At 72.5% G+C, this 13,443-nt stretch carries 12 protein-coding genes; all 12 read left to right on the top strand.

Features of this window, described 5'->3' with window-relative positions; genetic code table 11:
• Positions 1-81: 81 nt before the first annotated feature.
• The 12 genes from GCU56_RS09960 (at position 82) to nuoL (ending at position 13,433) form a co-directional block, all read left to right on the top strand.
• Positions 82-444: an NADH-quinone oxidoreductase subunit A gene (locus tag GCU56_RS09960; RefSeq protein WP_163481555.1), complete on the top strand. Its 363-nt coding sequence runs from the start codon at positions 82-84 to the stop codon at positions 442-444.
• Between the two features lie 14 nt (positions 445-458).
• The gene (locus GCU56_RS09955) at positions 459-1,127 is read left to right on the top strand and encodes a NuoB/complex I 20 kDa subunit family protein (RefSeq protein ID WP_163481554.1); all 669 of its coding nucleotides are present in this window, start codon (positions 459-461) and stop codon (positions 1,125-1,127) included.
• The gene (locus tag GCU56_RS09950; RefSeq protein WP_163481553.1) at positions 1,124-1,873 is read left to right on the top strand and encodes an NADH-quinone oxidoreductase subunit C; all 750 of its coding nucleotides are present in this window, start codon (positions 1,124-1,126) and stop codon (positions 1,871-1,873) included. Before GCU56_RS09955 ends, GCU56_RS09950 begins: the two co-directional genes overlap by 4 nt.
• A gap of 79 nt (positions 1,874-1,952) precedes the next feature.
• Positions 1,953-3,275 carry an NADH-quinone oxidoreductase subunit D gene (locus GCU56_RS09945; RefSeq protein WP_163481552.1) on the top strand — a complete coding sequence of 441 codons (1,323 nt, stop codon included), beginning with the start codon at positions 1,953-1,955 and terminating at the stop codon, positions 3,273-3,275.
• A complete protein-coding gene (gene nuoE / locus GCU56_RS09940; protein ID WP_163481551.1) occupies positions 3,272-4,282 on the top strand; it encodes an NADH-quinone oxidoreductase subunit NuoE in 1,011 nt (336 codons plus the stop codon). Before GCU56_RS09945 ends, nuoE begins: the two co-directional genes overlap by 4 nt.
• Before the next feature lie 3 nt (positions 4,283-4,285).
• Positions 4,286-5,614: an NADH-quinone oxidoreductase subunit NuoF gene (nuoF, locus tag GCU56_RS09935; protein WP_163481550.1), complete on the top strand. Its 1,329-nt coding sequence runs from the start codon at positions 4,286-4,288 to the stop codon at positions 5,612-5,614.
• Between the two features lie 73 nt (positions 5,615-5,687).
• Positions 5,688-8,150 carry an NADH-quinone oxidoreductase subunit G gene (locus GCU56_RS09930; RefSeq protein ID WP_163481549.1) on the top strand — a complete coding sequence of 821 codons (2,463 nt, stop codon included), beginning with the start codon at positions 5,688-5,690 and terminating at the stop codon, positions 8,148-8,150.
• Positions 8,147-9,622 carry an NADH-quinone oxidoreductase subunit NuoH gene (nuoH, locus tag GCU56_RS09925; RefSeq protein ID WP_163481548.1) on the top strand — a complete coding sequence of 492 codons (1,476 nt, stop codon included), beginning with the start codon at positions 8,147-8,149 and terminating at the stop codon, positions 9,620-9,622. The genes GCU56_RS09930 and nuoH overlap by 4 nt, the downstream gene beginning before the upstream one ends.
• A complete protein-coding gene (gene nuoI, locus GCU56_RS09920) occupies positions 9,615-10,289 on the top strand; it encodes an NADH-quinone oxidoreductase subunit NuoI (RefSeq protein WP_163481547.1) in 675 nt (224 codons plus the stop codon). Before nuoH ends, nuoI begins: the two co-directional genes overlap by 8 nt.
• Positions 10,286-11,146, top strand: a complete 861-nt coding sequence (locus GCU56_RS09915; RefSeq protein WP_163481546.1) for an NADH-quinone oxidoreductase subunit J — start codon at positions 10,286-10,288, stop codon at positions 11,144-11,146. Before nuoI ends, GCU56_RS09915 begins: the two co-directional genes overlap by 4 nt.
• A gap of 73 nt (positions 11,147-11,219) precedes the next feature.
• Complete coding sequence (nuoK, locus tag GCU56_RS09910) at positions 11,220-11,519, top strand: NADH-quinone oxidoreductase subunit NuoK (protein WP_163481545.1); 300 nt, start codon at positions 11,220-11,222, stop codon at positions 11,517-11,519.
• Between the two features lie 18 nt (positions 11,520-11,537).
• The gene (nuoL, locus tag GCU56_RS09905; protein WP_204331765.1) at positions 11,538-13,433 is read left to right on the top strand and encodes an NADH-quinone oxidoreductase subunit L; all 1,896 of its coding nucleotides are present in this window, start codon (positions 11,538-11,540) and stop codon (positions 13,431-13,433) included.
• Positions 13,434-13,443 lie beyond the last annotated feature (10 nt).

The following is a 13,443-nucleotide window of genomic DNA, read 5'->3' as shown; positions in this document are numbered from 1 at the left end:
GCTCCGACGCCATGTCGACACGCTGTGTCGATCGTCGTCCCCTGCCCTGTCCGTGATCTCCGCCACCGTAGGGTGCCGCTGATGCTCTCGACCTACGTCCCGATCGTGGGGCTCTTCGCGCTGGCCGCGGCGTTCGCGCTGTTCTCGGTCACGGTCGCGCCGTTCGTCGGGCCGCGCCGCTACAACCGGGCCAAGCTGGCCGCCTACGAGTGCGGCATCGAGCCGGTCGACCAGCCGCTGACCGGTGGCCGCTTCCCGGTCAAGTACTACCTGGTCGCGATGTTGTTCATCGTCTTCGACATCGAGATCGTCTTCCTCTATCCGTGGGCCGTGGCCAACGACGCGCTGGGCCTGTTCGGGCTCGTCGAGATGGTCGTGTTCATCGGCACCGTCTTCATCGCGTACGCCTACGTCTGGCGTCGCGGCGGGCTCGACTGGGACTGACGAGGGGCTGCCTGATGGGACTCGAGGAGAAGCTGCCGAACGGCGTCCTGCTGACGACGGTGGAGAAGCTGGTCAACTGGACCCGCAAGTCCTCCCTCTGGCCGGCCACCTTCGGCCTGGCCTGCTGCGCGATCGAGATGATGGCCACCGGTGCCGGCCGCTACGACCTGGCCCGCTTCGGCATGGAGGTCTTCCGGGCCTCCCCGCGGCAGGCGGACCTGATGATCGTCGCCGGGCGGGTGAGCCAGAAGATGGCCCCGGTCCTCCGGCAGATCTACGACCAGATGCCCGAGCCGCGCTGGGTGCTGGCGATGGGCGTGTGCGCCAGCTCCGGCGGGATGTTCAACAACTACGCGATCGTGCAGGGCGTCGACCACATCGTCCCGGTGGACATGTACCTGCCGGGCTGCCCGCCGCGGCCGGAGATGCTCACCGACGCGATCCTCAAGCTGCACCACAAGATCATGAACGAGCCGCTCGGGCCGAAGCGGGCCAAGCAGCTGGCGGAGGCCCGCGCCGCCGGGACGGCGCCGGACCTGCACGTGGAGATGCCCTCGACCGTGCGGGTGGACAAGGCCGCACGGCAGGCCTACGAGCGGGCCGCCGCCGACCGCCGCACCGGCCAGTTCGCGATCGAGCAGCGGGGCGGCAACGCCGTCCTCCTCCCGGAGGAACGGCGATGAGCAACGACGGCGGCGAGGTCGTCCCGGGCCGCGAGGAGGCCGGCTACGCGGCGAGCACCGCATCCGGTGGGGGCTTCCGCAAGGGCTCGTTCGGCGTCTCGGGCAGCGGGGACACCTCCGGCTTCGGCGGACTGGTGCGCGTCGAGCCGGGTGGTGCGGTCGCGCTGCACTCCACCGAGCGGCCCTACGGCGGCTGGTTCGACGAGGTCACCGACGCGCTGATCGAGGCGGTCGGCGCGGCCACGTACGCCGCCGCCGTGCAGCGGGTGCTGGTCGACCGTGGCGAGATCACCTACTTCGTCGCCCGGGAGCACCTGCTCACCCTCGTCCAGGCCCTGCGGGACGACGAGGCGCTGCGCTTCGAGCTGTGCAGCAGCGTCTCCGGGGTCGACTACCTCGACAGCGGCGGCCCCGCGGCCGACGCGGGCCGACCGCGCTTCCACGTCGTCCTCCACCTGACGTCGATGACCTACCGCCGCCGGATCCGGCTCGAGGTGGCCGTGACCGCGGAGGACCCGCACGTCCCGTCGGTCACCGGGATCTACCCGACGGCGGACTGGCAGGAGCGCGAGACCTGGGACATGTTCGGCATCGTCTTCGACGGCCACCCGGCGCTCACCCGGATCCTCATGCCCGACGACTGGGACGGCCACCCGCAGCGCAAGGACTACCCGCTCGGCGGCGTGCCCGTCGAGTACCACGACGCGACCATCCCGCCGCCGGACACCCGGAGGTCCTACCGATGAAGACGACGGGCGAGCGAGCATCGCAGGGAGCGCCGGCGACCGAGGAGCGGAACGAGTCCGGAGTCGAACGGAGCGCACAGTGACCACCACGCACGACCCCTATGCCGGCTCGCGGGAGACCACCGAGGGCCGCGTCTACACGGTCACCGGTGGCGACTGGGACCAGACCCTCGGCACCGAGGCGTACGGCGAGGAGCGGCTCGTCGTCAACATGGGCCCGCAGCACCCCTCCACCCACGGCGTCCTCCGGCTGGTCCTCGACCTCGAGGGCGAGACGGTGACCAAGGCCCGGGTGGTCATCGGCTACCTGCACACCGGCATCGAGAAGAACACCGAGTACCGCAACTGGACGCAGGGCACGACGTTCGTGACCCGGATGGACTACCTGGCGCCGCTGTACAACGAGGCCGGCTACTGCATGGCCGTCGAGAAGCTGCTCGGCATCGAGATCCCGCAGCGCGCCGCCACCATCCGCGTGCTCGTCATGGAGCTCAACCGGATCGCCTCCCACCTCGTCGCCCTCGCCACCTTCGGCATGGAGATGGGCGCCCTGACCGGGATGACCAACGGCTTCCGCGAGCGGGAGCTGGTCCTCGACCTGCTCGAGGAGATCACCGGACTGCGGATGAACCACGCCTACATCCGTCCCGGCGGCCTCGCGCAGGACCTCCCCGAGGGGGCGGTCGAGCACATCCGCGAGTTCCTCCGGGTCATGCCGGCGCAGGTGGCCGACTTCCACAAGCTGCTCACCGGCCAGCCGATCTGGCAGGCCCGGCTCAAGGACGCCGGCTACCTCGACGTCACCGGCTGCGTGGCCCTCGGCGTCACCGGTCCCGTGCTGCGCGCCGCCGGGCTGCCGTGGGACCTGCGCAAGGTCGACCCCTACCTCGGCTACGAGACCTACGACTTCGAGGTGCCGACCGCCGACACCTGCGACGCGTGGGGCCGCTACCTGGTCCGCATGGCCGAGGTCAACGAGTCGCTCAAGATCGTCGAGCAGGCCCTCGACCGGCTCGCGCCCGGCCCGGTGATGGTCGAGGACCGGAAGGTCGCCTGGCCGGCGCAGCTGTCCCTCGGCCCCGACGGCATGGGCAACTCCCTGGAACACGTCAAGCACATCATGGGCCAGTCGATGGAGGCCCTGATCCACCACTTCAAGCTGGTCACCGAGGGTTTCCGGGTGCCTGCCGGCCAGGTGTACGTGCCGATCGAGAGCCCGCGCGGCGAGCTCGGCTACCACGTGGTCAGCGACGGTGGCACCCGCCCGTGGCGGGTCCACGTCCGCGACCCCAGTTTCGTGAACTTGCAGGCGACGGCGGCGATGAGCGAGGGCGGCATGATCGCCGACGTCATCGCCGCGATCGCCTCGCTCGACCCGGTCATGGGGGGTGTGGACCGATGAGCGCACTGCCCGGCTCGGCGGAGGGGACGGCGGTCACCGGACTGGACTCCAGTCCGGTGCAGCCGGCGCCGGTCGACCTGCCACCGCTTCCCGACCAGGCCCGGCTCGAGGCGCGGGAGATCATCGCCCGCTATCCGCAGCCGCGCTCGGCGCTGCTGCCGATGCTGCACCTGGTGCAGAGCTACCAGGGGTACGTCTCGCCCGAGGGCGTCGCGCTGTGCGCCGAGGAGCTGGGCCTCACCAAGGCCGAGGTCGGCGCGGTCGCGACCTTCTACACGATGTACAAGCGCCGTCCCACCGGCCGGCACCTGGTCAGCGTGTGCACCAACACCCTCTGCAGCGTGCTCGGCGGCCAGCGGATCATGGACGCGCTCTCCGCCGACCTCGGCGTCCACCACGACGAGACCGCGGCCGACGGCTCGATCACCCTCGAGCACGCCGAGTGTCTGGCCGCCTGCGACTACGCCCCCGTGGTCACCGTGGACTACGAGTTCTACGACCAGCAGGACGTCGCCAGCGCCCGCGAGCTGGTGGCCGCCCTGCGGCGGGGCGACAAGCCGTCGCCCACCCGCGGCGCGCCGCTCACCGACTTCCGCGGCGTCTCGCGGCAGCTGGCCGGTTTCTCCCAGTACGAGGACCCCTACGACATGGCCGCCGCCATCGACGCGCCCAGCTCCCTCGGGCCGACCCTGGCGGGCCTGCGCCTGGCCGAGGAACGGGGCGAGGCGGCGCCACCCATGCCCACCCCGGGGACCCCGGCCCGCGACGCCCAGGAACCACGGGACACCGTCGCACCGTCCGGGCGCACCGGCCAGACGCCCGGACAGGAGGCGGCCGACGCGCGGGTCGCCGCGGCCGACACCCCTGCCGAGGAGGCCGGCGCCGCGGGCTCGCACCCCGACGCCCCCGAACCCGCCGGCCGGCGGCTGCCCGACGGCCGTGCAGGCACCGACACCCCCGCGGGGTCCGAGCCGGGTACGTCCGGCCAGGGCCCCGGAAAGGCCTGAGCCATGCCCCTCACACCCGTGCTCACCACCCGCTGGGGCGCCGACCGGTCCTGGCGGCTGGCGACCTACGAGCGGCTCGAGGGCTACTCGGCGCTGCGCACGGCGCTGTCGATGACCCCGGACGAGCTGGTCGGGCTGGTCAAGGACTCCGGTCTGCGCGGCCGCGGCGGCGCCGGCTTCCCGACCGGCATGAAGTGGAGCTTCATCCCGCAGCCCAAGCCGGGGGAGACGCCCACCGGACCGGCCGCGATGCCCAAGTACCTGGTGGTCAACGCCGACGAGGGCGAACCGGGCACCTGCAAGGACCTGCCGCTGATGATGGCCGACCCGCACTCGCTGGTCGAGGGCGTGATCATCTCGGCCTACGCGATCCGGTCCTCCTTCGCCGTCATCTACGTGCGCGGCGAGGCGGTGCACGCCCACCGGCGACTGATGTCCGCCGTCGAGGAGGCCTACGCCGCCGGCTACCTCGGCAGGGACGTCCTGGGCTCGGGCTACGACCTGGAACTCGTCGTGCACGCCGGCGCGGGCGCCTACATCTGCGGTGAGGAGACGGCGCTGCTGGACTCCCTCGAGGGCTACCGCGGGCAGCCCCGGCTCAAGCCGCCGTTCCCCGCGGTGGCCGGCCTGTACGGGGCGCCGACGGTCATCAACAACGTCGAGACGCTGGCCAGCGTGCCGTTCGTCGTCCGCGGCGGCGCCGACTGGTTCAAGGAGTTCGGCCCGGAGAAGTCGCCCGGGCCGAAGATCTACTCGCTGTCGGGCCGGGTCGTCCGGCCGGGGCAGTACGAGGCCCCCATGGGGACGACGATGCGGGAGCTGCTGGCGATGGCCGGCGGCGTCCGCCCCGGGCACCAGCTCAAGTTCTGGACGCCCGGCGGTTCCTCGACCCCGTACTTCACGCCGGAGCACCTCGACGTCCCGCTGGACTTCGACTCGGTCGCCGCGGCCGGCTCGATGCTCGGCACCACCGCGCTGATGGTGTTCGACGAGACCGACTCGATCGTCGAGGCGACCCTCCGGTTCACCGAGTTCTACGCGCACGAGAGCTGCGGCAAGTGCACCCCGTGCCGCGAGGGCACCTACTGGCTCGTGCAGATCCTGGAGCGGATCGCGCACGGCCGGGGCACGGCACAGGACCTCGACGTCCTCGTCGACACCTGCGACAACATCCTGGGCCGCTCCTTCTGCGCGCTCGGCGACGGCGCCACCAGCTGCATCACCAGCTCGCTGAAGTACTTCAAGGACGACTACGTCGCCCTGCTGCCCCCGGAGGAGCAGGCCCGGCTGGGCCGCTCCCTCCGCATCGAGCCCGTGAAGGTGGCCTCATGACCGAGCTCGCGAGGGCCTGCCAGCAACCAGCACCCCGGGGCACCGGGACGACGAGCGCCAGCGAGGAGGACCAGTGACCCTCGTCAACCCTGGTCCGGCGCCTGCGGTCCCGCCGGGCGCGCCCGGTCCGCACACGCCGCCGGACGCCGTCCGCTGCACCATCGACGGCTTCGACGTCGCCGTGCCGAAGGGGACGCTGATCATCCGGGCCGCCGAGCAGATCGGCGTGCAGATCCCGCGGTTCTGCGACCACCCGCTGCTGGAGCCGATCGGCGCCTGCCGGCAGTGCCTGGTCGAGGTGGAGGGCCAGCGCAAGCCGGTGGCCTCCTGCACGATGCCGGTCACCGACGGGATGGTGGTGAAGACCCAGCTCACCAGCCCGGTGGCGGACAAGGCACAGCAGGGCACGATGGAGCTGCTGCTGATCAACCACCCGCTGGACTGCCCGGTCTGCGACAAGGGCGGCGAGTGCCCGCTGCAGAACCAGGCGATGAGCAACGGCCGCACCGAGAGCCGGTTCGTCGACGTCAAGCGGACCTATCCCAAGCCGCTGCCGATCAGCAGCGAGGTCCTGCTCGACCGCGAGCGCTGCGTGCTCTGCGCCCGGTGCACCCGCTTCTCCCAGCAGGTCGCCGGTGACCCCTTCATCGAGCTGTTCGAGCGCGGCGCCCTGGAGCAGGTCGCCGTCTACGAGGACGAGCCGTTCGAGTCCTACTTCTCCGGCAACACCACCCAGATCTGCCCGGTCGGCGCGCTCACCAGCGCGCAGTACCGGTTCCGTTCCCGCCCGTTCGACCTGCGCAGCGAGCCCAGCGTCTGCGAGCACTGCGCGTCCGGCTGCGCCCAGCGCACCGACTACCGCCGGGGCAAGGTGCTGCGCCGGCTGGCGGGGGAGGACCCCGAGGTCAACGAGGAGTGGAACTGCGACAAGGGGCGGTGGGCGTTCCGTTACGCCACCGCCAACGACCGGCTGACCACCCCGCTGGTCCGGCGGGACGGCGAGCTGCAGCCGGCCTCCTGGCCCGAGGCCTTCGAGGCGGCGGCCGCGGGACTGCGTGCCGCGCGTGCGGCCGGCGGGGTCGGCGTCCTGCCCGGCGGCCGGCTGACCGTCGAGGACGCCTACGCCTACGCCAAGTTCGCCCGCGTGGCGCTGGGCACCAACGACGTCGACGCCCGCGCCCGCGCGCACTCGGCCGAGGAACTGGCCTTCCTCGCCGCGCACGTGGCCGGCACGGGGCCGTTCAACGGCGCGGTCACCTACGACGACATCGCCGCGGCGCCGGCCGTACTGCTGGCCGGCTTCGAGCCCGAGGAGGAGTCGCCGATCGTCTTCCTCCGGCTGCGCCGTGCCGTGCGCACCCGCGGGCTGCCTGTCTTCGACCTCGCGCCGTTCGTCACCCGCGCCGCCGAGAAGCTCTCGGCCACCGTGCTCAGCACGCTCCCGGGCACCGAGGCGCGGTCGCTGCGCGCCCTGACCGAGGGCACGTGGGGCGGTCCGGCGGTCGAGGCGCTCCGGCAGCCCGGCGCCGTCGTCCTGGCCGGTGAGCGGCTGGCCGAGGTGCCGGGGGCGTTCTCCGCGCTGGCCGCCCTCGCCCGCGCCACCGGCGTCCGGGTGGCGTGGGTGCCGCGCCGGGCCGGGGAGCGGGGCGCGGTGGAGGCCGGCGCGCTGCCGACCCTGCTGCCCGGCGGCCGGTCGGTGTCCGACGCCGGTGCCCGCGCGCAGGTGGCCGCGGCCTGGGGGATCGCCGACCTGCCGGAGGCCCCCGGCCGGGACACGTCCGGGATCCTGACCGCGGTCCGCGACGGCCGGCTGGGCGGGCTGCTCGTCGGCGGCGTGGACCCCGCCGACCTGCCCGACCCGCGCCTGGCCCGGGCGGCGCTGGCCGCGGCCGGGTTCGTGGTCAGCCTCGAGCTGTTCCCGAGCGCGGTCACCGAGCACGCCGACGTCGTCCTGCCGGTCGCCGCGGCTCCCGAGAAGGCCGGCGGCTACCTGGACTGGGAGGGCCGGCTGCGGCCCTTCGACGCGACCCTGCACGGCACCGGACTGCTGCCCGACGGCCGCGTGCTGCAGGGCATCGCCGACGAGCTCGACGTCGACCTGCGGCTGCCGGCTCCCGAGGTGGCCCGGGCCGAGCTGGCCGCCCTCGGCGCCGTCGCGGTCCGGCCGCGGGTCACCGGGCTCGACGTCGCACCGCCGGCCGACCCGGAGCTGGCCGACGACGAGGCCGTGCTGGCCTCCTGGCGGCAGCTGCTCGACGTCGGCACGCTGCAGCGGGACGAGCCCGAGCTGGCCGGCACCGCCCGGCCGCCGGTCGCCCGCATCGGCAAGGACACCGCACGGCGGCTGGGGGTCTCCGACGGCGAGCGGGTGACCGTCTGCGGCGTCATGGGGGAGATCAGCCTCCCGGTCCAGGTCTCCGAGATGCCCGACCAGGTGGTCTGGCTGCCGATGCGTTCACCGGGCAGCGAGGTCCGCGCCGTCCTGGGCACCGCCCCCGGCGGCGTCGTCCGCCTGATCGCCGGAGGTGCCGCGTGAGCGTGCTGGCCGCGGCCGACCAGCCCACCCTCGAGGACTTCGGCACCGACGTCTGGTGGATCGTCCTCATCAAGATCGTCGGCGTCTTCGTCGTGCTCGTGCTGCTGACGCTGTTCGCCATCGTCTTCGAGCGCAAGGTCGTCGCCCGGATGCAGCAGCGGATCGGCCCCAACCGGGTCGGCCCGCGCGGCTACCTCCAGAGCCTGGCCGACGGCCTGAAGCTGGCGTTCAAGGAAGACATCATGCCGGCGCTGGCGGACAAGCCGGTGTACTTCCTGGCCCCGGTGATCGCCACGATCCCGGCGTTCCTGGCCTTCTCGGTCATCCCGCTCGGCCCGACGGTCAGCATCTTCGGCGAGCGCACCCCGCTGCAGCTCACCGACGCCCCGATCGGCGTCCTGGTCGTGCTGGCCTGCTCCGCGATGGGCGTCTACGGCATCGTGCTGGCCGGCTGGGCCTCCGGCTCGACCTACCCGCTGCTGGGCAGCCTGCGCAGCGCCGCGCAGATGGTCAGCTACGAGATCGCGATGGGCCTGTCGATCGTCGCGGTGTTCCTCTACTCCGGCTCGATGTCGACCTCGGAGATCGTCGCCGCCCAGGCCGACGGCAACCAGCTGTCGTTCTTCGGGCTCGACTTCACCGGTCCGAGCTGGTTCGCGATCCTGCTGCCGGTGTCCTTCGTCATCTACGTGATCGCCGTGGTCGGCGAGACCAACCGGGCCCCGTTCGACCTCCCCGAGGCCGAGAGCGAGCTGGTCGGTGGCTTCCACACCGAGTACTCGTCGCTGAAGTTCGCCCTGTTCTTCCTCGCCGAGTACATCAACATGGTCACCGTCTCCGCGCTGGCCGCGACGCTGTTCCTCGGTGGCTGGCGGGCCCCGTGGCCGATCTCGCTGTGGGACGGCGCGAACACCGGCTGGTGGCCGCTGCTCTGGTTCTTCCTCAAGGTCGTCGTCGCGCTGTTCGTCTTCATCTGGCTGCGCGGCACGCTCCCGCGGCTGCGCTACGACCAGTTCATGCGCTTCGGCTGGAAGGTGCTGGTGCCGACGGCGCTGCTCTGGATCCTCGCCGTCGCGACCATGCGCACCGTGGCCCGGGAGGCCGACCTGTCCACCGGCGAGGTGGCGCTGTTCGTCGGCGTCCCGATCGCCCTGCTGGTGCTGGCCGGGCTGCTCGTCGCCAGCCGGGCCAGCAACCGGGCGACCCGCATCGCGGCCACCAAGGCCGCGGCCGGCTCGATCCACCCGACCGACGCCGAGCCGGAGGTCCTGCCCGCCGCGGGGCCGCGCCGCCGACCGGCCCGGCCGAGCGGGCCCAGCCGCGCCGAGGGCGGCTTCCCCGTGCCGCCCATGGACCTGAAGGTGCCCCCGTCGCCGCGGCTGCGCAGCCGCGAGGCCGTCGCCGCCGGCAGCGTCGTCAGCACCGGCCGCCGCGGGCGCGCCACCACCCAGGAGGAGGACGGCGATGAGTGACGGCGATCCGACGGCCGGCGGGGAGCAGAAGGGGCTGGCCCAGGCCTCCCGCGGCGAGCTCGCCCGACGCGACAGCGACGCCACCCCCGCCAAGCGGGCGAGCTGGCTGCCCGCCCCGGGTCAGGGCTTCGGGGTCACCTTCGCGCAGATGTTCCGGAAGGTGACGACCGAGGAGTACCCCGAGGTCCCGAAGGTGACCAAGCCGCGTTACCACGGGCGGCACGTGCTCAACCGGCACCCCGACGGACTGGAGAAGTGCGTCGGCTGCGAGCTGTGCGCGTGGGCCTGCCCGGCTGACGCCATCTACGTCGAGGGCGGGGACAACAGCGAGGACGAGCGGTACTCGCCCGGCGAGCGGTACGGCCGCGTCTACCAGATCAACTACCTGCGCTGCATCTTCTGCGGCCTGTGCATCGAGGCGTGCCCGACCCGGTCGCTGACCATGAGCAACGACTTCGAGCTCGCCGACGACAACCGCCGCGACCTGATCTACACCAAGGAACAGCTCATGGCCCCGCTCCTGCCCGGCATGGAGGCCCCGCCGCACCCGATGCGGCTCGGGGACGAGAAGGACTACTACGTGCGGACGCCGGGTGGCACGGCCCCGCCGGTCGACCGCTCGGCCGGGTCCCGGGAGGACCAGCCGGTCCCGGGGGGCCGGGCGTGAACGTGCTCGCCGCGGCCGCCGACGGCGGGGTGCAGATCGGCACCGGCGAGGCCGTCGTCTTCTGGGTGCTCGGGCCGATCGCGCTGGCCGGGGCGCTGGGCATGGTGCTGTCCCGCAACGCCGTCCACTCGGCGCTGTGGCTGGTGAACACGATGCTGGCGCTGGGCGTCTTCTACGTCGTCCAGGAGGCGCCGTTCCTGGGCGCGGTGCAGATCATCGTCTACACCGGCGCGATCATGATCCTCTTCCTGTTCGTCCTGATGCTGGTCGGCCGGGACTCCTCGGACTCCGTCGTCGAGACCCTCCGCGGCCAGCGGGTCGCCGGGATCCTGCTCGGGTTCGGCTTCGCCGGGCTGGTCGGTGCCGGCATCGCCCGCGCGACCCAGGACCTCCCGGTCACCGGCCTGGACGCCGTGCAGGGCGGGGAGACCAGCAACATCGAGGCGATCGCCGAGCTGCTGTTCACGCGGTACCTCCTGGCCTTCGAGGTGACCAGCGCGCTGCTGATCACCGCCGCGGTCGGGGCGATGGTGCTGGCGCACATCGAGCGCGACCCCGGCACCCGTCCCACCCAGAAGGAGCTCTCCCGGGCCCGCTTCCTCACCGACCGGCCGCAGACCCTGCCCGGTCCGGGCGTCTACGCCCGGGCCAACTCCGTCGCCGCGCCGGCGCTGCTGCCCGACGGGCGGGTCACCGAGGACAGCTTCGCCACCGGGATCGATCCGCAGGAGGTCGACCAGATGCCACGGCCCACCGGCCGGGCGGAGCTCGGCACGCCCGACGCGTCGCTGGGCTCGCTGGAGCCCACGGTCAGCGACGTCCCCGGCGGCCAGGACGCGGGGAGCACGCCCAGGTGAGCGAGCGGGCGAGCCGACGCATGAGCACAGCGGTCCCGCGGACGACCGCGACGAGCGCCGGAGAGGAGGAGTCGTGAGTCTCACGCACTACCTGGTACTGGCCGCGATCCTGTTCACCATCGGCGCGGTCGGCGTGCTCGTGCGGCGCAACGCGATCGTCGTGTTCATGTGCGTCGAGCTGATGCTCAACTCGGTCAACCTCACGCTGGTCACCTTCGCCCGCGCGAACGGCACCGTCGACGGCCAGATCATGGCGTTCTTCGTCATGGTCGTCGCCGCCGCCGAGGTCGTCGTCGGGCTGGCCATCATCATGTCGATCTACCGGACCCGCCGGTCGGCGTCGGTCGACGACGCCAACCTGCTCAAGTACTGAGAGACGGGGACCCGGGGAATGGACACCGTGCCCGCCGAGGGGCTGATCGCTGCCTCCTGGCTGCTCATCGCGCTGCCGCTGGCCGGCGCCGCCGTGCTGCTGCTGGGCGGACGCCGCACCGACCGGTGGGGTCACCTGCTCGGCACCGCCACGGTCGCCGCGGCGTTCGTGCTGGGGCTGTCGTGCACCCTCGCCCTCGACGGGCGGCAGGTCGACGTCGACCTGTTCACGTTCGTCGCCACCGGCTCGCTGGACGTGCAGGCGGGGCTGCTGTTCGACCCGCTGTCGGCGGTGTTCGTGCTGCTGATCACCGGTGTGGGCGCGCTCATCCACGTCTACTCGATCGGCTACATGGCGCACGACCCGCGGCGCCGGCGCTTCTTCGCCTACCTGAACCTCTTCGTCGCCGCGATGCTGCTGCTGGTCCTCGGCGACAACTTCGTGGCCCTGTACGTCGGCTGGGAGGGCGTGGGCCTGGCCTCCTACCTGCTCATCGCCTTCTGGCACGAGCGCCCGTCGGCGGCCACCGCCGCCAAGAAGGCGTTCATCATGAACCGGGTCGGCGACGTCGGCCTGGCGCTGGCGATCTTCCTCATGTTCGCCCAGCTCGGGACGGTGTCCTACGAGGGCGTCTTCGGCTCGATCGAGGCGGTCGCCGGCGGCACGGTGACCGCGATCGGCCTGCTCCTGCTGCTCGGGGCGTGCGGCAAGTCCGGCCAGTTCCCGCTGCAGGCGTGGCTCCCCGACGCCATGGAGGGCCCGACCCCGGTGTCGGCGCTCATCCACGCCGCGACCATGGTCACCGCCGGCGTCTACCTGATCGCCCGCAGCGCGCCGATCTACGACCAGACGCCCACCGCCCGCGCCGTCGTCCTGGCCGTCGGTGCCATCACGCTCATGATCGGGGCGATCGTCGGCTGCGCCCAGGACGACATCAAGAAGGTGCTGGCCTACTCCACGGTCAGCCAGATCGGCTACATGTTCCTCGCGGTCGGGCTCGGCCCCGCCGGGTACGTCGCCGGCCTCGCGCACCTGCTCACCCACGGCTTCTTCAAGGCCGGCCTCTTCCTCGGTGCCGGCTCGGTCATGCACGCGATGAACGACTCGGTGGACATGCGCCGGTTCGGCGGGCTGGCGTCCAGGATGAAGACCACCTTCGTCACCTTCGGCCTGGGCTACCTCGCGCTGATCGGCTTCCCGTTCCTGTCCGGCTTCTACACCAAGGACGCGATCATCGAGGCCGCGTTCGACCGGGGTGACGGCTGGGGCTACGTGCTCGGCGGGCTGGCGATCCTCGCCGCCGGGCTGACCGCCTTCTACATGACCCGGCTGATGCTGATGACCTTCTTCGGGCGGCCGCGCTGGGAGGACGGCGTCCACCCGCACGAGTCCCCGACGGTGATGACCGCGCCGATGATCGTGCTGTCGGTGGGGTCGGTGCTGGCCGGGTTCCTGCTGGTCGTCGTCTTCCCCCTGGAGGAGTGGCTGTCGCCGGTGTTCGGCGAGCCCGAGGGGGCCGAGCACGTCGTCGCCCCGATCCTGGTCAGCATCCTGGTCACCCTGGTGATGCTGCTGGGCGCCGCGGCGGCGTGGCTGGTCGTCGGCCGCCGCGAGGTCCCGGTGGTCGCCCCGGCCCGGGTCTCGCCGGTGGTCCGCGCCGCCCGCCGGGCGCTCTACGCCGACACGGTCAACGAGTCGCTGTTCATGCGGCCGGGCCAGTGGCTGACCCGCGCGCTGGTCTTCGTGGACAACCGCGGGGTGGACGGCGCGGTGAACGGCCTGGCCGCGACGCTGGGCGGTTCGTCGTCCCGGCTGGGCCGCACCCAGACCGGGTTCGTCCGCTCCTACGCCCTCGGGATGCTCGGTGGCGCGGTCATCGTGGCCGGGGCGCTGCTGGCGGTGACGGCCGGATGAGCGGAGCGCC

It is taken from the genome of Geodermatophilus sabuli (assembly GCF_010686765.1).
GTDB lineage: Bacteria > Actinomycetota > Actinomycetes > Mycobacteriales > Geodermatophilaceae > Geodermatophilus > Geodermatophilus sabuli_A.
This window is presented reverse-complemented; position numbering and strand designations above follow the sequence as displayed.